Here is a 25,567-nt window from a genome sequence, read left to right on the forward strand (position 1 = left end):
CATGACCGTCACGTACGACTTCACCGGCAAGACCGCATTCGTCACCGGTGCCAGCGCCGGAATGGGCGCGGCAACGGCCCGCGCGTTCGCCGAAGCCGGTGCCGAAGTCGCCATTGTCGACCTCGACGGGGACGCTGCCCAGCACCTCGCAGACGAGTTGAACGCCAATGGTTTCACGGCGATTGCAGTGCAGTGCAACGTCTCCGACGAGGATCAGGTTGCCGCGGCAGTCCAGGCCACCGTCGAGGCTTTCGGCACCCTGGACATGGCGTTCAACAATGCCGGAATCATGCTTCCGCCCGTCGATTCCGCAGACGAAACTGCCGACGCATTCGACAAGATCGTTGCCGTGAACCTACGGGGTGTGTGGGCGTCGATGAAGCACGAACTCGTACAGATGCGTGAGCAGGGGTCCGGTGCCATCGTGAACTGCTCCTCGCTCGGTGGTCTGGTCGGCGGAGCTGGTCGCGCCACGTATCACGCAACCAAGCACGGCGTCATCGGTTCCACCAAAAGCGTTGCGCTGCAATACGGCCAGCATGGAGTGCGAGTCAACGCGGTGTGCCCCGGAACCATCAGTACACCCATGGTCGAACGAATGATCGCGGGCGGAGAGCTCGATTCCGACGCTGCCGCGAGCGGCGTTCCGTTGGGGCGGCTCGGGCGGCCGGAGGAGATTGCGTCGGCAGTGCTGTGGCTGTGTAGCGATGCCGCGAGCTACGTCACCGGCGTGGCTTTGCCCGTCGATGCGGGGTACACCGCGCAGTAGAGCTCGGCCACCGTCCACGGACTCGTGGGGTGGTCCACAGACCACTGTTCAGCTCGACCTTTCGGGACCTTTACAAATCGACCAACCCCGAACGTATCGCGCAGAATTCCGACGTGTTCGATTTCGAGCTCGACGACGACGAGCTGGCCGCCATGGATGCTCTCGACCGAGGTGTACGCGGGGGACCCGACCGCGACGGGGTGGACCCGACAACATTCGACGTCGAGATCACCGAACCCTGACCGCCATGCGTGCCGGGGGCTACGTTCAAGCCTCTGCGTGTTGCGCGGCCCATGATCCGAGTAGATGCAAGCGTTCGGCGCTCGGCGAGCCTGGCTCCGCGGTGTAGACCATGAGGATGGATCCGGGATCAGCGGTGACGACGAGCTCCTCGTAGGCGAGGTGAATTTCGCCAACGACCGGGTGGTTGAAACGCTTCTTGCCCGCCCCGTGCGTCCGGACGTTGTGGGCACCCCACAACGTCCGGAATGTCTCGTCGCGCGTGGAAAGTTCACCGACGAGATCCTGGAGGCCCTTGTCGTGAGGGTCGCGTCCGGCCTCGGCACGCATGATGGATACACACATTTCGGCGAAGGTGTCCCAGTCGGGGTAGAACTCCCGGGACAACGGATCGAGGAATTGGAATCGAGCGAGGTTGGGCGTTCGTCCACCGTCTCCGATTATCGGGGCGTAGAACGCCCTACCGAGTTCGTTGGTCGCCAGCAGGTCTTGACGCTGATTGCGAACGAAAGCAACGCCTTCCGTTATCGAGTCCAGCGCCCACTGCAGACTGATTCTCTGGTTGATCGGGCGCGAGGCTTTGCGACGTGGGCGGCCGGAGTTCGGAATTCCGTCAGCGGCTCGTGCGAGGTCGAGTAGATGTGCGTGTTCAGTGTCGTCGAGCTGCAGGGCGCGTGAGAGTGCATCGAGCACGGACGCCGACGCACCGCCGATCGCGCCGCGCTCGATGCGTGCGTAGTACTCGACGGAGAGGCCGGCCAGGGACGCGACCTCGCTGCGTCGCAGTCCGGCGACCCGGCGGTTGATTCCGCCTACGATGCCGGCCGCGTCGGGCGTCAGCCGGGCCCGGCGCGTCATGAGGAACTCACGTACCTCGGCTTTGTTGTTCATAAATCCAAGGTTAAGGCTGAGCGTGACCTCGCGCGAGGCCCTGTCGGGGCACCCTTCGCGACGACGCCGGCCGTGAAGCCCCGGGGAGTGAGGCTCCTGGCGTTCATCGGTGCGCTGGGTTCACGGCGTACGCACCGCGATCGTGTCGAAAGACTGCAATGCTGCAGGGATTTCCGCGCAGGCGATCCAGCGCGTGCAGTCACCTCTCGGACTCGATCTGGATGCGCAGTCGCCGGAGGAAACCGCGGTATCCATTTCGGCGCAGAAAGCCGCCTGTGCACGCACATCGTGTGCGTGCACAGGCGGTATTCGTTCTATCGTTGTGCCGGGCTGATCAGGCCAGTGTCGCCGTGTCGATGACGAATCGGTATCGGACGTCGGAGGCGAGCACGCGCTCCCAGGCGTCGTTGATCTTGTCGGCGGAGATGACCTCGATCTCGGCACCGAGATGGTGCTCGGCACAGAAGTCGAGCATTTCCTGGGTCTCGGCGATGGAGCCGATAGCGGATCCTGCGAACGTCCTGCGAGAGGGAATGAGCGAGAAGATCTGCAGCGGAAGTGGTTCCGCAGGAGCCCCCACGTTGACCATCGCGCCGTCGACGGCGAGCAGCGACAGGTGTGCGTTCAGATCGATTGGGGCGCTGACGGTGTTGATGATCAGATCGAACGTGGACGCGAGCGTCTCGAAGGTGTCGGGGTCGCTGGTGGCGTAGTAGTGATCTGCTCCCAGACGAAGTCCGTCTTCCTGCTTCTTCAGCGACTGCGAGAGCACGGTGACCTCGGCACCCATGGCATGGGCGATCTTGACGGCCATGTGGCCCAATCCGCCCATACCGACCACGGCGACCTTCCTGCCGGGTCCGGCACCCCAGTGGCGGAGGGGGGAATAGGTGGTGATGCCGGCGCAGAGGAGTGGCGCGGCGGCGTCGAGGGCGATGCCCTCGGGGATCTTGACGACGAAGTGCTCGGTGACGACGACCTGCTGGGAGTAGCCGCCCTGGGTTGTGGTGCCGTCGCGGTCCGTGCTGCCGTAGGTCTGGATGTTGCCGACGAGGCAGTACTGCTCGAGTCCTTTGACGCACTGGGCGCACTCGCCGCAGGAGTTGACCATGCAGCCGACTCCGACGCGATCGCCGACGGCGTGTTTGGTGACCTGGGAGCCGATCTCGGCAACGATGCCGGCGATTTCGTGTCCGACGACCTGGGGGTAGCTGATCGGTCCCCATTCGCCGCGTGCGGTGTGGATGTCGGAGTGGCAGATGCCGGCAAATTTGATGTCGATGCGGACGTCGTGAGGTCCGACGGCACGGCGCTCGATTGTGTTGGGGGAAAGTGGCTTGTCGGCTGCGGTGGCGGCGTAGGCCTTTACGGAAGTTGTCATACTCCGATACAACAACAGCGGATCCGATCGAACCAGTGTCTGATGAGAGGTGTACCGAAAGGGCACCCCTCGGTTGTCTCAGTCCGGGAGCAGAAAGATCTATGACCCCCGGTGCCGCCATCACGTTGGAGACCGCGGCGAGCGACAGGTCCGAGGTGATCCGCGGCATCGTCGGTCACCGACAGCTTCTAGTGTGGTGGAACCATTGATAAGGCAACACAGTTCGGGGGCTAGCCGACGGCGTCGGGCAGTGAGATTCGTTCGCAGTCGTCACTTCCCCTGAAGTCATCGATGACCGGGCGGACGTTTGTCGCTGCTACCGACCCCACGCCTTGTCACGGAAATCCTCCGTATGAAACGGGGAAACGGGGGAAGCCCTGGCCATTACCTACGGGCGGATATTTGAGATACGCAATGCAGCAACGATATTGGGGCTCCTCAACTGTCGAAGTTTCGGTGATCCACAGCGTCTCGTTCAACTCGACATCATCGGGGACCGGGGAGGCGAGGTCGCGTTTCTCGCCGCGGGTAGGCGCGGCTGAACACCGGTGCGGTCGAGGGACGAGTACTGTGATCTCACTACTGGCCGTGTCCGGCGGGGCTGCCGCGCTTCGAGCTCTCGGAAGCACGTTCAACTATGCCGAGCTCCGAATCGTCGTCGGCATTCACAGTCCAGACGACCGCCGCACTGCGGCGCGTTCATGACTGGATCGGTCGGCGAACTTCGACTTCGTGGCCGGCGACCGACTTCGACGGTGCAGACGCAGCATCGCTATCCCGACGTGCCCGGTCGATGATCACGAGCGCGGCCAGCGGAACCACGAGCAGCACTGCGAACAGTGCACCCACTACAGGAATCGCGGCGGGTCCGTATTCGCTGATCGCTTGCGCTGTGAGCCATGTGCCGACGGCGGTGCCGAGGTTGAACATCGACGTGCACAGCGATGTGGCCAGAGTCGGCGCGCCCTGTGCGAATCGGACGGCCATCGACATGAGCACTGGGTTCGTGCCCAAGCCGGCCATTCCCACGACAGCGAGAAGGGCGATCGATGGCGCAGCGTACGACGAGAAGACGCTCAGCAACCCGAGTGCGATCACGACTATGCCGCCACCGGTCAGCGCGGTGACGTAGGGCGCGCGGTCTGCGAACCGACCGCTGTTGAGAGTGCCGGTGACGGCACCGACACCGAAGACGGCGAGACCTACGGGAAGAAGCCCGGCGGACAGGCCGGAGCGTTCTGTGAGCAGGGGTGCGATGAACGAATAGGTGGACATGACGGCCGTCGAGATCAGCACGCACGCTGTCATGACCACCCAGAGTCGTGCGGTGGCGATCGATGCGAGTTGTGAGCGCAGAGGGATGACCGTCGACGACAAACGACCACCGGGAACGACGCGGGCGATCGGCACTGATGCGAGTACGGCAAGTACCGCGAGGATCCAGAACGGACCGCGCCAACCCACCAGCTGGCCGGCGACAGAGCCGAGGGGCACCCCGATCACCGTCGCGAGAATACCGCCACTGAGGACCAGGCCGATGGCGCGCGCACTGGCGTCCGGACCCGCAACGCGGGACGCGACAGATGCGGCGATCGACCAGAATGCGCCCGTTGCGAGCGCGGTCACGAAGCGAGCCACGAGGACGATGGAGAGGTCGTCTGTGAGTGCAACCACGATGTGTCCGGCGGAATAGACGGCGAGCGCGAGCAGAACAGTCGTCCGTTCGGGCATCTCGAGTGCCGCCACCGCGATCAACGGGGTGGCGATCATGCCGATCGCGAACGCAGTGACCAGCAGCCCGGCTTCGGAGATGCCGATTGCGAGGTCGGAGGCAATGTCGGGCAGGAGTCCGGCAACGACGAATTCCGACGTGCCCATAAGGAACGTACCCAGTGCGAGGACGTAGACGAGGTACGGCAAGGACTTTCGTTCATTGGTGGAATTAGACATAGCTGAGTTCTTTCGGGTGGGGTCGTATTGTGTCGAGCTCGGACCAAGTGCAGGCGAGGTCGGCGGCCTACTCTGGGTGCGATGCCTACTTACCCCTCTGGAGGCGCAAACGTCGTGGCTCGATTCGTCTTCGACACTATTGCCCACGAAGCGCTGCTAGAAGGCACGGACAGGGAACCCCACCTGTGTCGATCGAGTAGATGGCGCGCGGCGCGGGTGGTGGCAGGGATGCCGAGATTCGAGTTCACTTCATCCGCTCGCGAGCATGAGAGCGTAATCGGTTTGCAGTCAAAAGTTTTGACCGGACAATGCTTGCGATCTCCCTGACTTGTTCACTCGGTGCCGGGGCGAACTTGCGAGAATTTTTTGCGCGGCTGCATGCTCGATGTCAGACGTGAGTGACCTAATTCTCGATGCAGGTGGCAAGTTACGTCGCCAGCAATCAAGTAGCTGATACGAGCCGCAACTGGGACGGCAACGGCTTGCGTTCTACAGACCGAGGTGATGACCGGGAGCTGGTCGACGGAAGTCATCTTTAACTCATCACTTTGGGTCGTATTCGTGTGGATTTACACGGACGCCGACGGTCACTCGATTCGCCGAACACCCAGCTCAACGGGTCGATGATGGACGCAAGTGCACCCACTTGAATTGTCATCTCTTGTACAGCGGGTCCGGGGTTCGAATCCCTGATGGCGCACAACGAAATGCCCGTTCACCAGAAGTTGGTGAACGGGCATTTTTGTTCGGTAGCCCGCGTCGTCAACCCACTCGACCGTCTCCGCCGCGGAGTGCTCGGATCCAGTCGAGCGGCAGGAGAAACCGTCAGCAACTCGGCCGGCCACCACACCCCTTCGAGCCGCTCATCCCTCGGCATCTCGCAACAGCCGGCTGTACTCGGCTGAGCCCTCCACTATTCGAGGGAGTCGCCGACCTGAAACTGTCCGCTGCGCAACAGCTCTTGCGTCAGAACGATTCCAGTGTGGTTGACGATCATTGCTATGTAGACCTCCAGCGTGTGAAACAGGCCGTCGGGCATCGGACCCTCGCCGTCGGGGTCATCGCCAGCTTCACGCATGCGATCTCGCCAGGGGCTGTCAGGTTCGTCGAAACCCGGCCCGTCCTTCAGGAGCGCATCGAACATTGCTGTTCGAGCACCGTCGACCCACTGAGCGAAATTGCTGTGGCCGACCTGAGTGGCGAACGTGAGGGCCTCGCCACCGATCGACAGCGGTGCCATCAGCTCATCGGCCAACCCTGCCGCCGACGGTGCGACCGCCAGAACCCAATCACCCACCTGTGCAACGCCGACGACCTCGACGTCGGCGTTGACACCTTCCAGGCCGATCACGGTGCCGGCCCTCGACGTGGTCAGCGCATCGAGTACCGCTTCTGCATCGTCGTGACGGACGACGGTGAAAGACACACCGTCCGGTGCCCACGGGTAATCGTCGGGGATCCACGTGAACTCTTCCCAGGTTGCAGACATGGCCCAATCCTCACACGGTCGACCCAGCGATTTGCGCCTTCGTAGACGGTCCTTCCGACGTGACGAAACGGATTTGCTGCAAAGCTGTGCTCATGGCGTTCACCATCAGGCTCACGACTTCGATCGCGGCGAACCCCGCTGACGTGTTCGATCTGGAGTCGGATGCTGTCGTTCACGCCGAGTCTCAGGGAGCGTACGGAGAGAGCGTGCGAGTCGATTCGAAGCGGAGTGCTCTGCGTTTGGGCGATGAAATCCACATTCGTTCCAGGCATCTCGGTGTGTGGTTCACCTTGACCAGCCGCATCACCGAATACGAGCCCGCGAGATATTTCGTGGACGAGCAGGTCACCGGACCCTTTGCCTCGATGCGCCACGAGCATTTCTTTCTCGCACGCCGGGGTCACACGCAGATGGTCGACATCATGTCGGTCGAATTCCGTGGCGGACGACTCGGCGCTGCAATCCTGGATATTCCAGGCAAGCTGTATCTCCGGCGCGTCCTGTGCGTTCGGAATGCGTACATCAAGGAGCGCGCCGAAGCGAAGCGTTGAAGCGACGGCCGGCAGGGGTCTGCAAACTTACACCGACACAACGGTTCTCGACCCTGTTTCTCGCCCCGTTCGGCTGCATTCGGTTCGAAAGATGCTGATCGGTATTTTTTGATGCAGACTGACAACCCGGACATAGTTCACGCGAACCAGGAGGATTGCCATGCGATCGACCAGTCGGATTCTGATCGGAGTGCTGCTCTGTGCGCCAGCACTAGCGGCGTTCCCGGCGACGGCATCAGCGGCGCAATCGACAGACGTGACGTATGCGTTCGAGGTCGACGGATCGACGGTGACCAACACGATCACCAACAACTCCGGTAGCGGCCTGACCTGCCGCACATCGTTGGCTCCGGCACCGGGCGGAGTGCTGCCGCCGGTGTGGGAGGTCGTCGGCAACGGACAGTCGCTGTATTCGACCGACGACGGGGGCCAGATCGGAATCAGCACCCAACACGTCACCGATATCCCGGCCGGCACCTATGTCGCGCTCGCATCGTGCGGTACCGAAGGCGTCGATCCGACCACAGCGTGGGTCTCCGACTATCCCGGGCTGTCCGACGTCCTCGCGACCCTGCCGTGGAACTCTTATACGGTGCAGCAGGCTTCTCCGATCGTGACGATCGAAGACTGAGCGCCTGCACTGGATTCGAGCCTCGGAAGCCGCAACCACCGAGGTGTCGCTGCCCCGTTCTTGTGGACGGTCAGCGGCCCTTGGATCGGAGGAAGTCCGCCACCGTGGTGACGGCGGCGGGGTTGCGTGGTCCTTCGACGAGCGCTGCGTAGGGGAGGGCAATGATGTTGTTCTCACGTACGGCGGTGGTGCCGGACATCAGTGGCTGTGCGCGGAGTTGCGCGATCTTGGCGTCCACCGAATTCGACGGTCCGGCACCGTAATCGACGATGACGATGAACTCGGGGTCGCGTTGGGCTGCGGCTTCCCAAGACGCGGTGGTCCAGGAATCGTCGAGGTCGTCGAAGATGTTGCTGCCACCGGCTTCTCGGATGATCTGCGACGGAGCTGCGGTGCGGCCGGAGGTGAAGGGCTCGGGATCGGCGCTGTCGAACAGGAACACCCGCGCCGGGTCTCGGCCGTCCGGAGCCCCGGCGTTCGCGGCACCGATCTGGTTCTCGTAGTCGGTGACGAGTCGGTCGGCCCGGTCACGAACTCCGAAGAGGTCGCCGAGGTTTCGTAGGTCGGTGTAGAGCGCGTCGAGGGGCTCCATGACTCCGCGTGCAATACTGCCGGGTTGCCGGCATGCTTCGGTGAGTTGGTAGGGAACCGCGCCTATGCTGCGAATCCAATCGGGAGTCACACCGGTCGACTCCTTGTAGCCATAATTCCAGCCGGCGAAAACGAAGTCCGGGTTCGCCGACTGAATCACCTCACGGGTGAAGGCGTCGGCCAGTTCCGGTGCCGCGTCGAAGTCGCTCTTCCACGGCGAGGAGTCGATGTCTCGCTCCTTGCCCGGGTAGCTGGTGTATCCGACGAGGCGGTCGGCGAGGCCGAGGGCGAACATCATCTCGGTGATGCCGGTGTCGTTGGTCAGTACCCGCTGTGGGGTACCGGTCACGGTCAGCGGCTCGCCGCAGTTGGTGACCGTCACCTGATCGCCACCCTGCTCGGTGGCTGTGTCGACCTGGGCTCCGCACGAACTGACCAGTGCTGCAACAGCGGTCGCGGCAATGGCGATCGTGCGAGGCCGGCGAAAGAGGTGGGTCATCGAGTGTCCTTGTCGTCGAAGAGAACCTGGGGAACTCCCAGGCGTGGGTGGGTGACGATGTGTCCGCCGATCCCGAACCAGGTCGAGAGCACCTTCTCGGTCACGACTTCATCGGGTGAACCCGCACAGACGATGCGGCCGGCGTGAAGTACGACCAAGCGGTCGCAGAATTGGGCGGCGATGTTCAGATCGTGAAGCGCGGCGATCACGGTGATCTGCAGGCTCGCAGCGGCGCTCAGCACTGCGTATTGGTGTCGTATATCGAGGTGATTGGTGGGTTCGTCGAGCACGAGCACGTTCGGTTGCTGGGCGAAAGCCCGTGCGATCAGAACACGTTGGCGTTCGCCTCCGGACAATGACAGGAACGATCGGTCCAACAGATGTTCCACGTCGGCGACGGTCGAGGCACGAGCGCACGCGTCGTCGTCGCGGGTGCGGTTGCGTCCGAACGTGGAGTTGTGTGGAAGACGTCCGGTGGCGACGACCTCGCGTGCGGTGAAGTCGAAGTGCATCGAGGAGTCCTGGGTGAGTGCTGCAACCTGACGTGCGTTCTCTCGCATGGTGATTGCGGTGATGTCGCGGCCATCTACCTCGATGCGTCCGGTCGAGGGCTCGGTTGCTCGATACAGACACCGCAGCAGTGTCGACTTGCCGCTCCCGTTCGCGCCGACGATGCCGACGATGCTGCCGGCGTCCAGGCTCATGGTGATGTCGTCGATGATGCGGGTGCCGCCGATATCGACTGCGACGTCGTCGTAGTCGACGCGCATCAACGGTCGCCGATCATCGCGCCGCGGCGACGCATCAGCAGTACGAACGCCGGAACTCCGACTGCCGCGGTGATCGCCCCCAGGGGGAGCTCTTGCGGCGGTAGAACCGTTCGGGACACCAGATCCGCGGTGACGAGGAAAGCCGCACCCAGGACCGGGGTGATCACGACAAGCCTGCTGTGGTCGGCCCCGACCAGTAACCGTGCTAAGTGAGGGACGACCAGACCGACGAAGCCCACTGCGCCACAGATGGATACGTAGCACCCTGTCATCGCCGCGGATGTCACGAAGAGAGACAACCGTAGACGTGTCGCGTTCAAGCCCAGGGCCGCACTGACTTCGTCTCCCATCGACAGCGCGTTGAGTGTGCGTGCCGTCAGAGCGGTCGCGGCTACTCCGGCCGCGGTGACGGCGGCGGCCAGCGGGACGCTGGCCCAGGTGGCACCGGCGAGGCTGCCGAGCAACCAGAACATCACACTGCGAGCGCCGTCGCCCTGAGGTGCCAGGAAGATCAGCACGGTGGTCATTGCAGAGAATCCGTAACCCAACGCGGTACCCGTCAGGACCAGGCGCAGTGGCACCAGCCCTACCGGGGAGCGTGCCATCAGATACACGAGGGCGGTTGCGGCGAGTGCGCCGAGGAACGCTGCGCTCGAGAGCGCGTAGATGCCCAGGGCACCGAAGGTGCCGAACAGGACCACCGACGTCGCGCCTACCGATGCACCCGACGAGATTCCGAGAACGTAGGGGTCTGCGAGTGCGTTGCGCACCATCGCCTGCACCACCAGTCCGACCACAGCCAGACCTGCTCCGATGACCGTCGCCAGCAACACCCGAGGCAGCCGAGAATCGACGACGATGCGGTAGTCGGGGACATCGCTGACGGCGATCGTGCCGCCCGACAGCTGTGCCCACAGGTAGCCCATCGCGTCGGTTGCCGGGATGTGCGCGGCCCCGAACATCAGTGCCGACAGGGCTGACACCGCCCAGATCGCGGCGGCGAGCACAGTGAGGGGCAGGACCGATCTGGACTGCATGCGCAACTTTCTCCGCTGATCCCTGACCTGGCGACCTGCGAAAAGCACGGCTTCCGAGGCGAATCCGCGCAGCGCGAACGACGACCTCGTCGACCGTGTCCCTCGGGATCGACAGGCGACCACGCCGGCGGCGCAGCCGCGGTGGCAGGTCTTCGGACTCGCGGACGCGCCGTCCGACCACGTGCTCGGACGATTCCTACTGGCGGTCGCTTCCCGGGACGAATCCCAGTGCTCGATGACCGCGGTCGTTTCCACTCACCGCTGCGGGGCAGTTCCGGATTTTCACCGGATTCCCTCTTACGATCCGATGACCAGCACGGCCATCGAAAACCAACGCCCACGCACGATAACAGCTCATGCGTGACGCGTTGCGTCGGTCGGCTTCGGTGCAAGTAATCGGATGTACTTCGCGGCGGATGAGGCGAAGCGTTGGGGAGAGTAGTAGTTTTCTGCCCACCGTCCACTGGAATAATTGAACCTTCATCGACGCTGATGGGTTCGTCCATCCCGAATCGAGAGGTACCCAATGCACCTGGGCGTAGACAGCTTCGTCTCTTCCGTGACCGATCCGACCGACGGCCGCGTCATCGCGCCGGAGGAGAGGATGGGGCACCTACTCGAGGAGATCGCCCTCGCGGATCAGGTCGGTCTTTATTCGTTCGGCATCGGTGAGCACCATCGCAGCGAGTACTACGACTCCGCTCCGTCGATCATTCTGGCCGCAGCAGCCGCGCGCACCGAGAACATCCGGCTCGGCAGCGCGGTCAAGGTACTCAGTGCCGACGATCCGGTGCGAGTGTTCCAGGAGTTCGCCACTCTCGACCTGATCTCGAAAGGCCGGATCGATTTGGTGGTCGGCCGAGGCTCGTTCACCGAGTCTTTCCCACTGTTCGGACTCGACTTGGCCGATTACGACTCCTTGTTCGCCGAGAAGCTGGATCTCCTTCTGCAGATTCGCGACAACGAGGAGATCACGTGGTCCGGCCGGCACCGGCCGGCGCTGAACCGTCAGGGGATCTATCCGCGTCCGCTGCAAGATCCGCTACCCATCTGGGTCGGTGTCGGCGGAACCCCCGAATCATTCGCTCGTGCAGGGCTTCTGGGCCTACCCCTGATGATCGCCATCATCGGCGGAGAGCCGCGCCAGTTCGCGCCGCTCGTCGACCTGTATCGACGCGCGGGCGCGCAAGCGGGTCACTCGCCGGAGAAGCTGAAAGTCGGATTGCACGTGTTCGGATTCGTCGCCGACACCACCGAGGCGGCAGCCGACACCATCTACCCGGGCTGGAACGAGATGTTCACCAAGATCTCTCGCGAGCGCGGGTTCGCTCGACCGAGCCGGCAGCAGTTCGACGCCACGTCGGGCCCCAACGGTGCGTTCTTCATGGGAGACCCGAAAACCGTCGCCGACAAGATCGTTCGAGTAAGCGAACAACTCGGCGGTGTGGATCGACTGTCGCTGCAGATGACCAATCCGCGCCTCGCCCACGGTGACCTGTTGCGCGGCATAGAGCTACTCGGTACCGAAGTCGCTCCGCTGGTAGCCGACGCGTAAGCGGCAGCGAGCGAGAATCAGTTTGCGGCCCATTCCATTTCGTCCACACCGGCGACCGGAGTGGACAGCGAACGTATCTCGCTCGCATACATCGTGCGCTTGATTTCGCCGAGGACGGGGCCGCGGGTTCCGATCAAATCCGTTGCCCGCGAGAGTGCGTCGTCACGCAGCCGATCCTCGGTGGACACTGCGTCCACCAAGCCGAGGGCGGCTGCGTCCACTCCGCCGTAGCGTCGGCCCGTGGTCAGTGCTTCGTGGAACGTGTGCGGGGCGAGCTTGGCTCGGACCATGTCGACTGTTCCCGGGCTGTAGGTGGCACCGATGTTGACGCCAGGAAAGCACAGGAAGCCGCGATCGGAGCGCATGACGCGGTAGTCGTGTGCCATGACGAAAAATGCGGCACCCCCGTAGGTGTGCCCCTGCATGGCCGCCACCGTCTGCATCGGGAGGGTCAAGAACCGCACCAGCAGTTCCTGCACCGTTCCGATGAACCGGTTGATCTGGTCCAGGTTCTCGGCACCCCAGGACAAGTCGACTCCGGTGGAGAAGTACTTGCCGGTGGCCGTCGTGACCAGTGCAGTCGGGCCACTACTGGCTTCTACCTCGTCGAGCTGAGCGTTGACCTCGGCCACCCAATCCGGCCCCATCCGGTTCTCGGTGTCCTCGACGTCGCGAGTGCCGAGATTCAATACGAACACGTCCGCGACACGATCCAGGTATGGCATGTCCCGAAGGTACCCAGCTTTCGTTGTTCTACCCCACAGCGACAGAAGGCAAGTGTGTTTGCCGGCGGGAGCACCGGGTAGTTGTATCAGTACAAACGATCGAACGGAGGACCAGCATGCCCACCAACGATGACCAGCCCCAGCTCAAGGACCGGGATCTGTACGAGAAGCTCCGTGACGAAGGAAACTCGAAGGAGAAGTCGGCGCGCATCTCGAATGCTGCGGCCAACGAGGGCAGGAAGAACGTAGGCAAGAAGGGCGGCGAGTCCGGATCGTACGAGGACTGGACCGTCGACGAACTGACCGATCGAGCCAAAGAGATCGGCCTGGAGGGCTACTCCAAGCTGAACAAGAAAGAGCTGATCGAGGCGCTACGCAATCACTGACGTCATTCCGGCCGCAGAGACGAGTAGTACTCCTGCTGTGCGGGGTAGTAGTCGTCGAAGCTCGGCAGCGGTGCGGCGTCCCTGGATGCGATCAGCATGTCCAGGTAGTACTCCCAGCCCGGACCTATGTCGCCGATGCCGTCCGTGCTGTCGAGGCCGTGGGTCAGCACGACGAGTGTGTCGCGGCCCTTCTCGGTGAGCCTGACCTCGAGCGGCCAGCCGCCCTCGTCCGACATACGGACGGCCAGTCGTTGGGGCGGCTCGCAGGCGTCGATCGCCATGTCGGCGACGGGTTCGCCGTCCTCGAAGATCATGGTGACGCGGATGCTGTCGTCCGTCACCCGTTCCCAGGGCCCGAACCACAACGCGGTCCGAGAGGATTCGGTGAGGCTGGCCCACACATCCTCTCGTGACGCGGCGACGGTTCGGCTCAGCTCGAGGGCGTAGCCGGTCTCGGTCTCGCGCAGCGTGCCCGTGGGTATCGGTGCCATCGGGTCATTATGCGTCGTGCGACGATCCACCGTCGAGCACTCATCCTGTCAATCGGTGAAATCGATCCGAACAGATATCGGGTCGGTCTGGAGGGCGCGAAAACCTGCGCCGATGAGCCGCCCGAACAGTGGGTTCGCGGAAAAGGAACGCGCTCGCGCACTGACGTCGTCCTCGGGCACGAACGTAGCTGTGCCCGCTCGCCAGCGATCGCCGACGCGAATCCTGATACGCGGCTCGTCGCCGATGTTGGCTCCCCAACCGGACCTGGTTCCGTGCTGGGAGATCACCCACGCTCCCGCCCGGTCGAACGATGCAGAGACCGGCACCTGCCGGCGCAGACCGGATCGACGGCCCACGGTCTCGATATCGGTGACCAGCGATGTCCTGACTCCGACGGACGCCAGCCCGTTCACGAGCGGGTTGGCGATGTGCTTTCCGATCCACCGCTCCCGGCGGAACTTCGCAGCTGCGGCGGACGCCGTCTTGGTGCCCCCGGCGCGCCGACTGCGAAACGCGTCCCAGCCGTTGCGCTGCACCATTGCTATCGCTGTTCGCCAGGCGGGGCGTCCCGAATCGGGTTGCTTTCCATCGCCGATGAGCTGCAGTTGGTCGGTGTGCCACTGCAAGTCCAGAGCGCCGTTGATCTGTTTGAAAGCACCAGCTTTCGACGGAACTCGCAACGCGACGAGCGGAGTCTCGACCCGATCCAGTGAGCCGTCGACCAGTGAACGGGCTACTGCCGGGGCGAGAGCAGTCGGGCGACCGAGACCGACGACGTCGCACTCTCCCGATCGTACGGCCGCACTCATCACCGAGCGGGTGCGGAAACCACCGGTCACTGCAAGTGGAACGCTCCCGGCTGCGTCGCGCACCGTGTGGGCGTATTCCAGGAAGTAGGCTTCGCGATTGCGAGTGCTGGAGGTGCCCATCATCGCGGGTGATTCGTAACTGCCGCCACTGATTTCGATCAGATCGATCGCTTCCTCGACGAGATGCTCGACGGTGATGCGAGATTCCTCTTCACTGAATCCGCCGCGCTGGAAGTCTGCAGAGTTCAGTTTGATTCCCACTGCAAAGCCGGGGGACACGGCCGCTCTGATGGCGCGCACGACGTGAAGAACGAATCGCATCCTGCCGTCGAGGTCTCCGCCCCACGCGTCCTCGCGTCGGTTCGACAGGGGTGAGAGAAACTGGGACACCAGGTATCCGTGGGCACCGTGGAGTTGCACTCCATCGAAGCCGGCCGCCTCCGCTACCGACGCGGCCAGGGCGAACCTGTCGATGATGTCTCGAATCTCGTTCTCGCTCAACGCACGCGGTGTCGGTAGTCCGGGAACGCCGGACGCGATGGCAGACGGGGCCACGGGCGTAGCACGGGTGACAATCGGATTGGCCTGCCTGCCAGGGTGATTGAGTTGTACCCAGATGGGGACGCCACCGTCGGAGGTCGATTTCGCCCAGCGCGCCAGCGCATCGTGGTCGCGGTCGTCCTCGATGACGACGTTGCCGGGTTCGCCCAGGTGAGATCGGTCGACCATCACGTTGCCGGTCACCACCAATCCGTAGCCACCCGCGCCCCAACGGCGGTACAGCCTTTCGAGCCGGGTATCGGGTGCGTGCTCGGCAGTCCCAAGGCCCTCGCTCAAGGCCGCTTTCATCACGCGGTTCGGAAGGGTCTGCCCGCAGGGAAGTGGGAGCGGGGTGCTCAGTTCGACGACGTCGGTCTCGGTGGGCATGGCGTGACTCCGGTTCAGCGATAGCGTGACGGGATATGATTGCCGTCATAGTCACACGCGACTGTAGATGTAACGCAGTGTCACGTCAATGATCGTGTTCGGAAAGGTGATGGATGGCGAATCGAAGCAGTGCTCGTGAGGACATGCTGCGCAGTGCGGCGCAGTTGTTTCGGCAGCGCGGAGTCGAAGCGACTTCGTTGGCCGACGTCATCGAGCACGCAGGTGCGCCGAGAGGCTCGATCTATCACCACTTTCCACGGGGCAAGCCTCAACTGGTCGAGGAGGCCACGCGAACGGCCGGCGCGGTGATGGGGGCCATGATCTCCGAGGGGTTGGCCCAGGTCGGGCCGGCGGCGACGGTGCGCGCGATCATCGAGGGCTTTCGCAGTGAACTGTCGAGCACCGATTTCGTGTCCGGTTGCCCCATTGCTCCTGCCGCACTCGAGGGGGCGAACGCCCCCGGTGCCGTCACCGCGGCCGGGGAGTCGTTCTCGTCGTGGGAAGACACGATCGCCGCATCGCTCTGGCAGCACGGGTTGACGAGAGAGCGGGCCCAGGCGCTCGCGACGTTCTCCATATCGGCGATCGAGGGTGCGCTGATCGTGGCGAAAGCGCAGCGATCGACCACCGCGCTGGATCGGACCGAGGGGGAGTTGTTGGCTCTGCTCGACGCGGTCCTGGACGCAGCGGGCGGGCAGAGTTACCGATAGCGACTATTGCTATAACGCCGAGTTATAGTTACTTTCCCTTCAGGAACTATGTCATCCGTCATAGCCGGAGGGGATCTCATGCCGTCACTCACCACTTCTCGACACCGCGTAGAGGGTACGAAGCTTCGCGGCCGATATCTGGCTCTACTCGTGATCTGCGCAGCGGAGCTGCTCGTCGTACTGGACAACACCGTCGTCAACGTCGCCCTGCCGTCGATGGGGCTACAGCTACGCGCCGACATCAGCGGCTTGCAGTGGGTGGTCGACGCCTACACGCTGACGTTCGCGGGATTGCTTCTCGCTTTCGGCCACCTCGGAGACCGATACGGGCGCAAGAAGGTGATGATCATCGGCCTGGCGGGCATTGCGCTGATGTCGGTGGGCGGCGCGGTCGCCGCCGACCTCGGGCAGGTCGTCGCCGCCCGCGCCGCGATGGGAGTCTGTGCGGCGGCGGTCTTTCCGGCCACGTTGGCTCTCATCATCAATATCTTCACCGACGCCAAAGAGCGAGCGCTGGCCATCGCAGCGTGGACGGCGATGGCAGGTTTCGCCATCGCCATCGGTCCGACAGCGGGCGGCTTTCTGCTGGAGCACTTCTCGTGGCATTCGGTGTTCTGGATCAATGTTCCGGTTGCCCTGCTCGTTCTGGTGGCCGCACTGGCCTGCGTTCCGGAGTCGAGGGCCGAACATGTGGGCAAGTACGACCCTGTCGGAATCGTGCTGTCCTTGACGGGCATCACGGTCGTGGTGTGGGCGATCATCGAAGCGCCGCACAACGGTTGGTTGTCACCGGCGAGCATCGGAGGCTACATTGCCGGATGCGTCGCGCTTGCTGCGTTCGTGTGGTGGGAGTTGCGAACACCGTCTCCGGTACTGGACCTGAATCTGTTCCGAATCAGACGATTCTCGCTGCCCGCCTTGGCCATTGCTGTGGGGTACTTCAGTATGTTCGGCTTCCTGTTCATGATCACCCAGTATTTTCAGGGTGTCATGGAACTGACGCCGTTGCAGTTCGGCGTTCATTCACTGCCGTTCGCGGTATCCATCGCGGTCGGAGCACCACTGGCCACACTGATCGCGCAGCGAATCGGAACGACAGCCGTCATCGTCTTCGGACTCGTCGTGATGAGCATCGGCATGTTCATTGCGGGCCAGGTAGAGGTCGAAACCCCGTACCTGGGACCGGTCGTCGTCTCGATGATCTTGATGGGCCTCGGGTTGGCGATCGTGCAAGGCCCGGCCACCGAATCCATCATGTCGTCGGTGACGCTCGACGAAGCAGGTGCGGGCTCGGCGGTGAACGACACCACCCGTGAGGTGGGTGGAACACTCGGCGTCGCGGTGCTGGGCTCGATCGTCGCGTCGATCTACACCACGAAAGTGGGCCCCCGAATCGACGCCATTCCCGACGCAATCATGGAGCCCTACCAGAAGGCCTTTGCCCGTGAGACCGTCGTCAGCGTCATCGAAATCGTCAAAGCGCCGACCAACCCGATCTTCGCGACGCAGAAGGCGGAGCTCGTGTATGCAATGAAAGCCGCGTCTCTGGAGGGATTTCAGCTCGCGTCGTTCGTCACCGTCGGGGCCGCCATGGCATGCGCGATCGCTGTGGCGCTCTTCCTGCCATGGCGGCGACCCGAAGGAGACGGGGTGCTGTTGGCGTGGCGGGCACCGAAGTCCGAAGACCCCGAGATCAGTTGAACGGGGTGCCCCCGGTGACCGCAATGGTCTCGCCTGTGATGTAGCTGGACTCGTTCGAGGCCAGGAAAACGTAGGACGGAGCCAATTCCGCGGGCTGGCCCGGGCGGCCCAACGGAACCGTCTCGCCGAACTCGCCGTACTTCTCGGCAGGCATGGTCGCAGGAATCAGGGGAGTCCAAATGGGTCCGGGCGCAACGGCATTGACTCGAATGCCCTGGCCGGCGAGGTCGCCGGCCAGGCCCTTGGTGAAGGCGACGATGCCTGCCTTGGTGGTGGCGTAGTCCATCAACTCCGGTGACGGATTCGATGCCTGAATCGAGGTGGTGTTGATGATGGTGGAGCCCGCACCCATGACGGCGGCGGCGTGCTTCGAAATCCAGAACAAGGCATACAAGTTGGTCTTGAGCACACGGTCGAACTGGTCGGTGGTGATATCGGCGATGCCGCCCATCTGGGCCATCTGGAACGCGGCGTTGTTGACGACGATGTCGAGGCCTCCGAGAACCTCCACGGCAGTGTCGACCAACTTGGTGCACTGCGTTTCGTCGGTGAGGTCGCAGGCGATCGCTCGGCCCGACCGTCCAGCGGCCTCGATCAGGTCGACGGTCGCTTGGGCATCGGGGCCCTCGGATTCGAGATGAGCAATGACGACATCGGCACCTTCTCGTGCGAATGCCAGCGCCACCGCTCGTCCGATCCCGGAATCACCACCGGTGATCAACGCTTTTCGGCCGTGCAACCGATCCGAACCCCGGTACGACTTCTCGCCGTGATCCGGTGCGGTGACCATGTCGCGAGTCAATCCCGGATGCTCGAGCTCGGGCTGGTCGTCCCGATCGGGCATGGAGAAAGCAATGGTGGGGTCGCTCTTGGTGAACTGGTCGGACATTGTCGATCCTTGCCTCGTGTGAAGAGGACCCATTGCGGCAAAACCAAAGCCGCCCCAGTTCTCGAGACGATTCACGGTCGTTACCGACTGGAGTCGCTGTCCACACGAGGTTTGCCGGTTGTACCGGCACGCAAACCTTGCGAATCAGCGCGCGGAGGGATCTTCCCCGATGAAGCTCGCACCCACCGCATCGAGCACCCGGCGCGCCGGCCGGGTAGGAGCGAAGACCTCGACGCGTCCGTCGGAACGTTCGACAGCATCGACGATCACGCTCGCGGCACCCGAGTACATGAAGTCCACCGCCGACAAGTCCAGCAGCACAACTGCATTGCCCCGTAGGGCGCCGTCGAGGGCGTTCACCAGATCTGCTCGTGCACTCATGTCCAGCTCGCCGACGGCGCGAACAACGGTCAGATCGGGGGAGTAGGACTCGATACCGATCGAGTGGCGTCGGGCGGGGGCGGTGGAGCGAACATCGGTGAAATCGGAAACAGTCACGGTGCGAACCTCTCAGTTCGGGTGGCCTATCGAACCGGCGTGCTCGGTGTGGAACCCGAGGGCTGCAGGTTCCGGTGCACGCTGTCCCGTAATCCTGACAGCGCAACATCACCGAACCGAGCCTGCAACATCACGGATTCGTCGCTACTTGGTAACGGCAAGGTAACGCAGTTCGATGCCCGGCATCAGGGCAGTGTGTGACCCGCTGCGCGGAACAGGCCGTACCATTCTGCCCTGGTCAGGCGGATGTCCGACCCCGTAGCGGCCTCTACTATCCGATCCGGCGTGGTGGTCCCAAGGACCACCTGAATGTCGGCCGGGTGGCGTGTTATCCACGCGACCGCTATCGCAGCCGGTGTCGTGTCGTATCGGCCGGCAATGTCGTCGAGCGCATCGTTGAGGGCCGGGTAGTTTTCGCGATCTCCGACGAACACACCCGACGGGGTCCCGCTCTGGAGTGGCGACCACGCTTGCACGGTGATGCCGCGTGCCCTCGCGTAGTCGAGCAACCCGTTGTCGCGATCCACCGACTGGTCCAGCGCGCCGATGTTGGCGGTCAGGCCCGCAGCGATCAGCGGTGAATGGACGACGCTCAACTGCACTTGGTCGAACAGAAGTGGTTGGGTGACGGCTGTTTTCAGCAATTCGATCTGACCGGGAGTGTGATTGGAAACGCCGAAACCGAGCACTTTGCCCGACGTGTGCAGTGTGTCGAATGCCGCCGCGACCTCGTCGGGCTCGACCAGGCTGTCCGGTCGATGCAGCAGCAGGGTGTCGAGATGATCGACGCCGAGTGCCGAGAGCGAACCCTCGACGGTCGACACGATGTGGTCTTCCGAGAAGTCGAAATAGCCGTCGCGAATGCCGACCTTGCTCTGAATGCTGACGCGCTCACGCTGCGACGGAGTGAGTGTCACCGCTTGTCCGAAGCGCTCCTCGCACCCGTGGGGTCTGCCGCCGTAGATGTCGGCGTGATCGAATACGGTCACTCCCACGTCCAGGGCGGTGTCGACCAACTTGCGAATCCTGTCGTCGTCCAGGTCGAGGATGCGCATGAACCCGAGGACGATGCTCGACACGGTTGTGCCGGTCTGGGGGTGCGAAAAGGTGCGCAAGGTGAGTCTCCCTCTGTGTGGACGTGATCGCAGTCGAGTGTGTCAAACCCGGTCCCGGTTCGGACGAGGCCGCTATTGCGCAAGGCGTTGACAATATTGCGCAACTTCTGTCATCGTTGTGCTCGGCATCACAACGAACCCAGGAGGTGAACCGTGGCACCCACGCTCACGCAGGTTGCGCAACGTGCAGGTGTGTCGCTGTCGACGGCATCGCGCGCCTTCAGCAACCCCGATCGGATCGGGGCGGACACGTTGGCTCGGATCATCGCCGTCGCCGACCAGATCGGCTACGTCGCGGCCTCTGGTCGGTCCTCCGACACCAGGGTCGCGGCAACGACGGTCGCAGTCGTGGTACCCGACATCGGCCACACTGTCTTCGCGAGCTTCGTCAAGTCTGCGCAAGCGCAGGGCTGGCATCGCAGGCAGACCATCGTCCTCACCGACACCGACGGAAGCGCCGACCGTGAGCGTGAAGTGATCGGTGACCTGCAGGGCCGAGTCGACGCTCTGATCGTCTGTGCTCCACGACTACCGGCCGAGGACATCGTGCAGCTGGCGGGCGACACACCGCTGGTGCTCGTCAACCGATCATCGAGCGAATGTGATTGTGTCGTCGCCGATTCCGAGGACGGTATCCGGCAGGCCGTCGATTACCTGGCAGCTCTCGGTCACACGCATATCGCGTACGTCCAGGGATCGCCGCAATCGTGGTCCAACGAGCGACGCGTCGACGCCGTCGAACAGTTCTGTGCGGCGCGAGGAATCGTGCTCGATGTACTGGGGTGGCAGCAGGAAACCTTGGCCGGTGGCCATGCTGCGGCTGCCAGCGTCGTTGCCACGGGTGCTACCGCCGTCATGACCCACAACGACCCCATGGCCATCGGCGTCATGAACGGGGTTCGGTCGATGGGCCTGGCAGTACCGGAAGACCTCAGCGTCATCGGCATCGACGATTCGCCCCTGGCCGAACTCGCGCATCCCGCTCTGACGAGTATCAACGTTCCGATGGGCCGTGCAGGTCTGGTGTCCTCCGATCTGGTGTTCCAGCGGGCAGCCGAACCGGAGTCGCCGCCCAGAACCATCCATCTCCCTACCCAACTCGTGGTCCGCGGCTCATCGGGGCCCGCTCGGATTCGCACTCTCGCACCAGGAAAGGACGACTCGAAATGAAGGTCGTCATTGCAGATTCCAACCTCCTACCGCACCGTGGCCGCTTCGAGAGCCGAGTCGCTTCCGATATCGAGCTGTCGTGGCACGAGAAGTTCGACGTCGATGCACTCGTCGCGGACATCGCCGATGCGACCGTGTATGTCGGCGGAAAGTTCCCGGCCGTTCTGGCGGAGGCGGCACCCGATCTGCAGCTGGTGCACGTTGCGGGGGCAGGCACGGACGGCGTTTCCTTCGACGACCTGAGCGCTCGGACATTGGTGGCCAACACTTTTCACCACGAGCGCTCGATTGCCGAATACGTCGTAGCCACCGCCGTCGTGCTCCGGCGCGGGTTTCTCGGCCAGGACCGCCTCATGCGGGAGGATCGGTGGGCGTCACCGGTGTACGACCGCACGCTTCGGCAGTCGACTTCGCTGGGTTCGGCAACGGTGGGATTCGTGGGCTTCGGTCATATCGGTGCGCAGTCGTGGCAGTTGCTGCGGGCCTTCGGTTGCCGGGGCATCGCGGTCACAGGAAGCGGATCGGTGAACGCTGCCGAGAACGGATTGGCCTGGGCCGCATCGACCGATCGTCTGTCCGACCTGACGACCGAAGCAGATGTCGTCGTGGTGTCCGCACCACTGAACGAGCGCACCACCGGCATGATCGGCGACACCGAACTCGCAGCTCTCGGACCGGACGGCGTGCTGATCAACGTCGGGCGCGGCCCCCTAGTGCAGCAGGATGCACTGTTCGACGCCCTGTCCGCCGGATCGCTCGGCAGCGCCGCCATCGACGTCTGGTACGACTACCCGTCGGCCGACGGCATCGGTTCCCCCTCTCGTCATCCGTTCCACACACTGCCCAACATCCTGATGACACCCCATTCGTCCGGCATCACACGCGAAACCTTCGAGGGTCGGGTCGACGACATCACCGCCAACATCGGTCGACTCGCCGCGCGCGAACCGTTGACCGATGTCGTTGCCGGAGAGAACTTCACGGAGAAAGCAGAGCACTCGTGACCGACAAGATCGTTGCTGCGGACGTCATCGTCTGCAGCCCTACTCGTAATTACGTCACGCTGAAAGTGACCACCGCAGACGGCGTCGTCGGCTACGGCGACGCGACCTTGAACGGCAGAGAACTCGCGGTGGCGTCGTACCTGCGAGATCATGTCGCGCCGCTTCTCATCGGCCGGGATCCCGCACGCATCGAGGACACCTGGCAATACCTCTACCGCGGTGTCTACTGGCGCCGTGGGCCGGTGACGATGGCCGCGATCGGTGCCGTCGACCTCGCCTTGTGGGACATCAAGGGCAAATCCCTCGGGCAACCCGTCTACCAGCTGCTCGGTGGAGCCGTCCGCGACCGCATTCTCTCGTACACCCACGCCACCGGCTGGGACACGTCGGAATTGATCGATTCCGTCGATCGTCGTCGAGCACAGGGTTTTCGCGCCGTGCGGGCCCAATCGGGTGTTCCCGGCCTGGAGTCCGTGTACGGAGTGCACCGAGGCGCGCAGGGATACGAACCCGCAGGCCGTGGTGCCGTTCCCGTCGAGGAGGTCTGGGATACCGATGCGTATCTCAATCACGTTCCCAGGGTGCTCGCAGCGGTGCGTGACCACGTGGGATCCGAGCTCAAGCTGTTGCACGACGCGCACCACCGACTGACACCGCAACAGGCAGCGCGACTGGGCAAGTCGCTCGAGGACGTCGATCTGTTCTGGCTCGAGGACGTCACCACCGCCGAGGATCAGAGCGCCCTGCGGCTGGTGCGTCACCACACCACGACCCCGCTCGCGATCGGTGAAGTGTTCAACACCATCTGGGACTGCCAGCAATTGATCTCCGAGAAGCTGATCGATTTCATTCGGGTGGCCATCGCCCATGCCGGCGGTATCAGTCATGTCCGAAAGATCTTTTCGCTGGCCGAGGTACACCAGGTTCGTTGCGGACCGCACGGGCCCTCCGACGTCTCGCCGATCACCCTCGCCGCGAGCGTGCACCTCGGAATGGCCACCCCGAACTTCGGCATTCAGGAATTCATGGGCTACGACCCACTGGTCGACGAGGTGTTCCCACACGCATGGTCGTTCGCGGACGGCTACCTGACCCCCGGTGACGCCCCCGGCCTGGGCGTCGACATGGACGAGTCGTTGGCCGCGCGGTACCCGTACGAGCCCGCGTATCTCCCCGTCGCTCGTCGCCTCGACGGCTCGATGACGGACTGGTGACGAGATGAGCGAATCCAGACTGTCTCGTTCGGCACTCGCTGGCTCGGGGGCCGTCCCAGCACGACTGGACGGCACCGGAATCGTCCATCTGGGGCTGGGTAACTTCCATCGCGCGCATCAGGCTGTGTACACCGCTGCGGCACTGGCACAGGACGGCGGCTCGTGGGGAATTCTGGGTGTAGCGAACAGATCTCGCACGATTGTCGATGCCATGCTCGCTCAGGAACTGCTCTACGGCGTCGTCGAGATCTCGCCGTCGGGTTCGAGGGTGAGCGTGCCCGGAGCACACACGGGAGTCATGGTCGCCGCCGACGACCCCGTCGCCGTCGTACGGGCCATTGCGGACGAGGACGTCCGAATCGTGACGATCACCGTCACCGAGTTGGGCTACACGCTGTCGTCCCGGACGGGCTCCCTCGACCTCGAATCGACTGCAGTGCAACAGGACCTGCAGCGGCCGGAAACGCCGACGACCACGGTGGGGCAGCTCGCGAGGGCTCTGGCGATGCGGGCACGAACGCACGGGGCTCCGATCACCGTGGCCAGCTGTGACAACCTGCTGGGGAACGGTGATCGCACCGCTGCACTCGTGCGTCAGTTCTTGGACCGTTGCGGTGCGGACGATGTGCTCGAGTGGCTGGCCGCGGCAGTGACGTTCCCCAACTCCATGGTCGATCGCATCGTTCCGTCCAGCAGTGCGTTGTACGACGCCGAGTCCACCGCCGAGCTGGGCGCTGTGGACACCATTGCCGTGCCGGCGGAGCCGTTCACGATGTGGGTGATGGAGGACGAGTTCGCCGCAGGACGTCCCCGCTGGGAAGCCGGTGGTGCCGTGTTCACCGAGGATGTCGAACCGTACGAACTGATGAAGGTTCGACTGCTCAACGGAACCCACTCTCTCATTGCCTATCTCGGCGCACTCGACGGTCGCGCGACAATTCCGGACTCGATCGGTCGCCCGTTCGTGGAGGCCGCAGCTCGAGCGGTGTTGGTCGACGAATACCTCCCGACCGTGCCCGTTCCGGACGGGGTGGATATCGACGACTACATCGCCCAGCTGTTCGTGCGGTGGTCCAACTCCGCTCTGGGGCACAAGACCGCGCAGGTCGGTTCGGACGGCTCGGCGAAGCTCGCGCAGAGGATCCCGGACCCAGCGCTCCACCACCTACGAAACGGTGTTGTACCGCAACACCTTTCCTTGACCATCGCCGCCTATCTCTGCTGCGTGTGCCCGCCCGACGGTTTCGACCCGGGCCCGCATGCGCATGCGATGGCCGACCCTGCACGTGCGCGTTTGGCAGGACTTGCCGCTTCGGCAGCGTCCAGTGAGGATTTCGTCCACTCGGTTCTCGAACGCGGCGACATACTCCCCATCGAGTTGGCGCAGTTTCCCGAATTCATCACACGCACAGCGGAATTGATGGATACTGTTGTTCGTCACGGTCCGATGGCCGCAGCCGTCGAAGCGGCGAGTTCTTCGCTCCGCCCCGTCGTCACGGCATCCCGGACGACACTCGACTGACTCATTCTCCTTCCTTCGTTCGGCCGAGGCCGAAACTCACCCGAGGACAAC

Annotated in this window: 26 protein-coding genes, 1 pseudogene and 1 riboswitch; of the genes and pseudogenes, 14 read left to right on the forward strand and 13 right to left on the reverse strand. The window is 63.5% G+C overall.

What is annotated here, in order from left to right; translation table 11 throughout:
* The first annotated feature begins 1 nt into the window (after position 1).
* Positions 2-769, forward strand: a complete 768-nt coding sequence (locus tag ASH04_RS08110) for an SDR family NAD(P)-dependent oxidoreductase (RefSeq protein WP_057473252.1) — start codon at positions 2-4, stop codon at positions 767-769.
* A 113-nt stretch (positions 770-882) separates the two neighbouring features.
* A complete protein-coding gene (locus ASH04_RS27430) occupies positions 883-1,011 on the forward strand; it encodes a hypothetical protein (RefSeq protein ID WP_255032538.1) in 129 nt (42 codons plus the stop codon).
* A gap of 25 nt (positions 1,012-1,036) precedes the next feature.
* Here the strand turns inward: ASH04_RS27430 and ASH04_RS08120 are convergent, their stop codons facing one another.
* Positions 1,037-1,900: a helix-turn-helix transcriptional regulator gene (locus ASH04_RS08120; RefSeq protein ID WP_048318549.1), complete on the reverse strand. Its 864-nt coding sequence runs from the start codon at positions 1,898-1,900 to the stop codon at positions 1,037-1,039.
* Positions 1,901-1,996: 96 nt separating this feature from the next.
* On the opposite strand from ASH04_RS08120, the pseudogene ASH04_RS27495 reads away from it, so the two are divergent.
* Positions 1,997-2,234: pseudogene (locus ASH04_RS27495) on the forward strand (XdhC family protein); the annotation flags it as partial.
* Here ASH04_RS27495 and ASH04_RS08125 read toward each other — a convergent pair.
* Positions 2,235-3,281: an NAD(P)-dependent alcohol dehydrogenase gene (locus tag ASH04_RS08125; RefSeq protein WP_048318551.1), complete on the reverse strand. Its 1,047-nt coding sequence runs from the start codon at positions 3,279-3,281 to the stop codon at positions 2,235-2,237.
* A 570-nt stretch (positions 3,282-3,851) separates the two neighbouring features.
* Between ASH04_RS08125 and ASH04_RS27435 the strand changes: the two genes are divergently transcribed.
* The gene (locus ASH04_RS27435) at positions 3,852-3,986 is read left to right on the forward strand and encodes a hypothetical protein (RefSeq protein WP_268793673.1); all 135 of its coding nucleotides are present in this window, start codon (positions 3,852-3,854) and stop codon (positions 3,984-3,986) included.
* Here the strand turns inward: ASH04_RS27435 and ASH04_RS08130 are convergent.
* Positions 3,981-5,231: an MFS transporter gene (locus ASH04_RS08130; protein WP_235579967.1), complete on the reverse strand. Its 1,251-nt coding sequence runs from the start codon at positions 5,229-5,231 to the stop codon at positions 3,981-3,983. The genes ASH04_RS27435 and ASH04_RS08130 overlap by 6 nt on opposite strands.
* 913 nt (positions 5,232-6,144) lie before the next feature.
* The gene (locus ASH04_RS08140; protein WP_057473255.1) at positions 6,145-6,720 is read right to left on the reverse strand and encodes a DUF6461 domain-containing protein; all 576 of its coding nucleotides are present in this window, start codon (positions 6,718-6,720) and stop codon (positions 6,145-6,147) included.
* Positions 6,721-6,812: 92 nt separating this feature from the next.
* Here ASH04_RS08140 and ASH04_RS08145 point away from each other — a divergent pair, with 92 nt between their 5' ends.
* A complete protein-coding gene (locus ASH04_RS08145; RefSeq protein ID WP_057473256.1) occupies positions 6,813-7,271 on the forward strand; it encodes an SRPBCC family protein in 459 nt (152 codons plus the stop codon).
* A gap of 160 nt (positions 7,272-7,431) precedes the next feature.
* A complete protein-coding gene (locus tag ASH04_RS08150) occupies positions 7,432-7,902 on the forward strand; it encodes a hypothetical protein (RefSeq protein ID WP_057473257.1) in 471 nt (156 codons plus the stop codon).
* A 70-nt stretch (positions 7,903-7,972) separates the two neighbouring features.
* Here ASH04_RS08150 and ASH04_RS08155 read toward each other — a convergent pair whose 3' ends face one another.
* The 3 genes from ASH04_RS08155 to ASH04_RS08165 are packed head-to-tail and all read right to left on the reverse strand — an operon-like array spanning position 7,973 to position 10,799.
* Positions 7,973-8,992: an ABC transporter substrate-binding protein gene (locus tag ASH04_RS08155; RefSeq protein ID WP_057473258.1), complete on the reverse strand. Its 1,020-nt coding sequence runs from the start codon at positions 8,990-8,992 to the stop codon at positions 7,973-7,975.
* Positions 8,989-9,762 carry an ABC transporter ATP-binding protein gene (locus tag ASH04_RS08160; protein ID WP_032389284.1) on the reverse strand — a complete coding sequence of 258 codons (774 nt, stop codon included), beginning with the start codon at positions 9,760-9,762 and terminating at the stop codon, positions 8,989-8,991. Before ASH04_RS08160 ends, ASH04_RS08155 begins: the two co-directional genes overlap by 4 nt.
* The gene (locus ASH04_RS08165; protein ID WP_057473450.1) at positions 9,762-10,799 is read right to left on the reverse strand and encodes a FecCD family ABC transporter permease; all 1,038 of its coding nucleotides are present in this window, start codon (positions 10,797-10,799) and stop codon (positions 9,762-9,764) included. The genes ASH04_RS08160 and ASH04_RS08165 overlap by 1 nt, the downstream gene beginning before the upstream one ends.
* A 126-nt stretch (positions 10,800-10,925) precedes the next feature.
* Positions 10,926-11,149, reverse strand: a riboswitch (cobalamin riboswitch).
* A gap of 176 nt (positions 11,150-11,325) precedes the next feature.
* Here ASH04_RS08165 and ASH04_RS08170 point away from each other — a divergent pair.
* Positions 11,326-12,354 (forward strand): LLM class flavin-dependent oxidoreductase, encoded by a 1,029-nt coding sequence (locus ASH04_RS08170; RefSeq protein WP_032370179.1) that lies wholly within the window; start codon positions 11,326-11,328, stop codon positions 12,352-12,354.
* Between the two features lie 17 nt (positions 12,355-12,371).
* Here the strand turns inward: ASH04_RS08170 and ASH04_RS08175 are convergent, their stop codons facing one another.
* Entirely contained in the window at positions 12,372-13,079 is a 708-nt protein-coding gene (locus ASH04_RS08175; protein WP_057473259.1) for an enoyl-CoA hydratase-related protein, read from the reverse strand.
* Positions 13,080-13,195: 116 nt separating this feature from the next.
* Between ASH04_RS08175 and ASH04_RS08180 the strand changes: the two genes are divergently transcribed.
* The gene (locus ASH04_RS08180; RefSeq protein ID WP_057473260.1) at positions 13,196-13,465 is read left to right on the forward strand and encodes a DUF7218 family protein; all 270 of its coding nucleotides are present in this window, start codon (positions 13,196-13,198) and stop codon (positions 13,463-13,465) included.
* Positions 13,466-13,467: 2 nt separating this feature from the next.
* On the opposite strand, the gene ASH04_RS08185 is transcribed toward ASH04_RS08180, so the two are convergent.
* Together ASH04_RS08185 and ASH04_RS08190 are read right to left on the reverse strand one after the other, a co-directional pair.
* Complete coding sequence (locus ASH04_RS08185) at positions 13,468-13,956, reverse strand: SRPBCC family protein (RefSeq protein ID WP_037146609.1); 489 nt, start codon at positions 13,954-13,956, stop codon at positions 13,468-13,470.
* 48 nt (positions 13,957-14,004) lie between these two features.
* Entirely contained in the window at positions 14,005-15,693 is a 1,689-nt protein-coding gene (locus ASH04_RS08190; protein WP_057473261.1) for a nitroreductase family deazaflavin-dependent oxidoreductase, read from the reverse strand.
* 113 nt (positions 15,694-15,806) lie between these two features.
* Here ASH04_RS08190 and ASH04_RS08195 point away from each other — a divergent pair, with 113 nt between their 5' ends.
* Positions 15,807-16,403: a TetR/AcrR family transcriptional regulator gene (locus tag ASH04_RS08195; protein WP_230591484.1), complete on the forward strand. Its 597-nt coding sequence runs from the start codon at positions 15,807-15,809 to the stop codon at positions 16,401-16,403.
* Positions 16,404-16,481: 78 nt separating this feature from the next.
* The gene (locus tag ASH04_RS08200; RefSeq protein ID WP_032382703.1) at positions 16,482-18,104 is read left to right on the forward strand and encodes an MFS transporter; all 1,623 of its coding nucleotides are present in this window, start codon (positions 16,482-16,484) and stop codon (positions 18,102-18,104) included.
* On the opposite strand, the gene ASH04_RS08205 is transcribed toward ASH04_RS08200, so the two are convergent.
* The 3 genes from ASH04_RS08205 to ASH04_RS08215 all read right to left on the reverse strand — a co-directional run bounded on the left by ASH04_RS08205 (position 18,097) and on the right by ASH04_RS08215 (position 20,606).
* Positions 18,097-18,993: a glucose 1-dehydrogenase gene (locus ASH04_RS08205; protein ID WP_057473262.1), complete on the reverse strand. Its 897-nt coding sequence runs from the start codon at positions 18,991-18,993 to the stop codon at positions 18,097-18,099. The genes ASH04_RS08200 and ASH04_RS08205 overlap by 8 nt on opposite strands.
* 144 nt (positions 18,994-19,137) lie before the next feature.
* Entirely contained in the window at positions 19,138-19,491 is a 354-nt protein-coding gene (locus ASH04_RS08210) for an STAS domain-containing protein (RefSeq protein WP_027497637.1), read from the reverse strand.
* A gap of 185 nt (positions 19,492-19,676) precedes the next feature.
* Positions 19,677-20,606 carry an aldo/keto reductase gene (locus ASH04_RS08215; protein WP_057473263.1) on the reverse strand — a complete coding sequence of 310 codons (930 nt, stop codon included), beginning with the start codon at positions 20,604-20,606 and terminating at the stop codon, positions 19,677-19,679.
* 153 nt (positions 20,607-20,759) lie between these two features.
* Between ASH04_RS08215 and ASH04_RS08220 the strand changes: the two genes are divergently transcribed.
* The 4 genes from ASH04_RS08220 to ASH04_RS08235 are packed head-to-tail and all read left to right on the forward strand — an operon-like array spanning position 20,760 to position 25,516.
* Positions 20,760-21,776 (forward strand): LacI family DNA-binding transcriptional regulator, encoded by a 1,017-nt coding sequence (locus tag ASH04_RS08220; RefSeq protein WP_057473264.1) that lies wholly within the window; start codon positions 20,760-20,762, stop codon positions 21,774-21,776.
* Positions 21,773-22,780: a 2-hydroxyacid dehydrogenase gene (locus ASH04_RS08225; RefSeq protein ID WP_051365189.1), complete on the forward strand. Its 1,008-nt coding sequence runs from the start codon at positions 21,773-21,775 to the stop codon at positions 22,778-22,780. The genes ASH04_RS08220 and ASH04_RS08225 overlap by 4 nt, the downstream gene beginning before the upstream one ends.
* Positions 22,777-23,994 (forward strand): D-mannonate dehydratase ManD, encoded by a 1,218-nt coding sequence (gene manD / locus ASH04_RS08230; protein ID WP_032390914.1) that lies wholly within the window; start codon positions 22,777-22,779, stop codon positions 23,992-23,994. The genes ASH04_RS08225 and manD overlap by 4 nt, the downstream gene beginning before the upstream one ends.
* Before the next feature lie 4 nt (positions 23,995-23,998).
* A complete protein-coding gene (locus ASH04_RS08235; RefSeq protein WP_057473265.1) occupies positions 23,999-25,516 on the forward strand; it encodes a mannitol dehydrogenase family protein in 1,518 nt (505 codons plus the stop codon).
* Positions 25,517-25,567: the final 51 nt, after the last annotated feature.

It is taken from the genome of Rhodococcus sp. Leaf233 (assembly GCF_001426165.1).
Lineage (GTDB): Bacteria > Actinomycetota > Actinomycetes > Mycobacteriales > Mycobacteriaceae > Rhodococcoides > Rhodococcoides fascians.

Coding starts and splice junctions, on each gene's coding strand:
- ASH04_RS08110 (WP_057473252.1), top strand. CDS start 2: ATGACCGTCACGTACGACTTCACCGGCAAGACCGCATTCGTCACCGGT.
- ASH04_RS08120 (WP_048318549.1), bottom strand. CDS start 1,900: ATGAACAACAAAGCCGAGGTACGTGAGTTCCTCATGACGCGCCGGGCC.
- ASH04_RS08125 (WP_048318551.1), bottom strand. CDS start 3,281: ATGACAACTTCCGTAAAGGCCTACGCCGCCACCGCAGCCGACAAGCCA.
- ASH04_RS08130 (WP_235579967.1), bottom strand. CDS start 5,231: ATGTCTAATTCCACCAATGAACGAAAGTCCTTGCCGTACCTCGTCTAC.
- ASH04_RS08140 (WP_057473255.1), bottom strand. CDS start 6,720: ATGTCTGCAACCTGGGAAGAGTTCACGTGGATCCCCGACGATTACCCG.
- ASH04_RS08145 (WP_057473256.1), top strand. CDS start 6,813: ATGGCGTTCACCATCAGGCTCACGACTTCGATCGCGGCGAACCCCGCT.
- ASH04_RS08150 (WP_057473257.1), top strand. CDS start 7,432: ATGCGATCGACCAGTCGGATTCTGATCGGAGTGCTGCTCTGTGCGCCA.
- ASH04_RS08155 (WP_057473258.1), bottom strand. CDS start 8,992: ATGACCCACCTCTTTCGCCGGCCTCGCACGATCGCCATTGCCGCGACC.
- ASH04_RS08160 (WP_032389284.1), bottom strand. CDS start 9,762: ATGCGCGTCGACTACGACGACGTCGCAGTCGATATCGGCGGCACCCGC.
- ASH04_RS08165 (WP_057473450.1), bottom strand. CDS start 10,799: ATGCAGTCCAGATCGGTCCTGCCCCTCACTGTGCTCGCCGCCGCGATC.
- ASH04_RS08170 (WP_032370179.1), top strand. CDS start 11,326: ATGCACCTGGGCGTAGACAGCTTCGTCTCTTCCGTGACCGATCCGACC.
- ASH04_RS08175 (WP_057473259.1), bottom strand. CDS start 13,079: ATGCCATACCTGGATCGTGTCGCGGACGTGTTCGTATTGAATCTCGGC.
- ASH04_RS08180 (WP_057473260.1), top strand. CDS start 13,196: ATGCCCACCAACGATGACCAGCCCCAGCTCAAGGACCGGGATCTGTAC.
- ASH04_RS08185 (WP_037146609.1), bottom strand. CDS start 13,956: ATGGCACCGATACCCACGGGCACGCTGCGCGAGACCGAGACCGGCTAC.
- ASH04_RS08190 (WP_057473261.1), bottom strand. CDS start 15,693: ATGCCCACCGAGACCGACGTCGTCGAACTGAGCACCCCGCTCCCACTT.
- ASH04_RS08195 (WP_230591484.1), top strand. CDS start 15,807: ATGGCGAATCGAAGCAGTGCTCGTGAGGACATGCTGCGCAGTGCGGCG.
- ASH04_RS08200 (WP_032382703.1), top strand. CDS start 16,482: ATGCCGTCACTCACCACTTCTCGACACCGCGTAGAGGGTACGAAGCTT.
- ASH04_RS08205 (WP_057473262.1), bottom strand. CDS start 18,993: ATGTCCGACCAGTTCACCAAGAGCGACCCCACCATTGCTTTCTCCATG.
- ASH04_RS08225 (WP_051365189.1), top strand. CDS start 21,773: ATGAAGGTCGTCATTGCAGATTCCAACCTCCTACCGCACCGTGGCCGC.
- ASH04_RS08235 (WP_057473265.1), top strand. CDS start 23,999: ATGAGCGAATCCAGACTGTCTCGTTCGGCACTCGCTGGCTCGGGGGCC.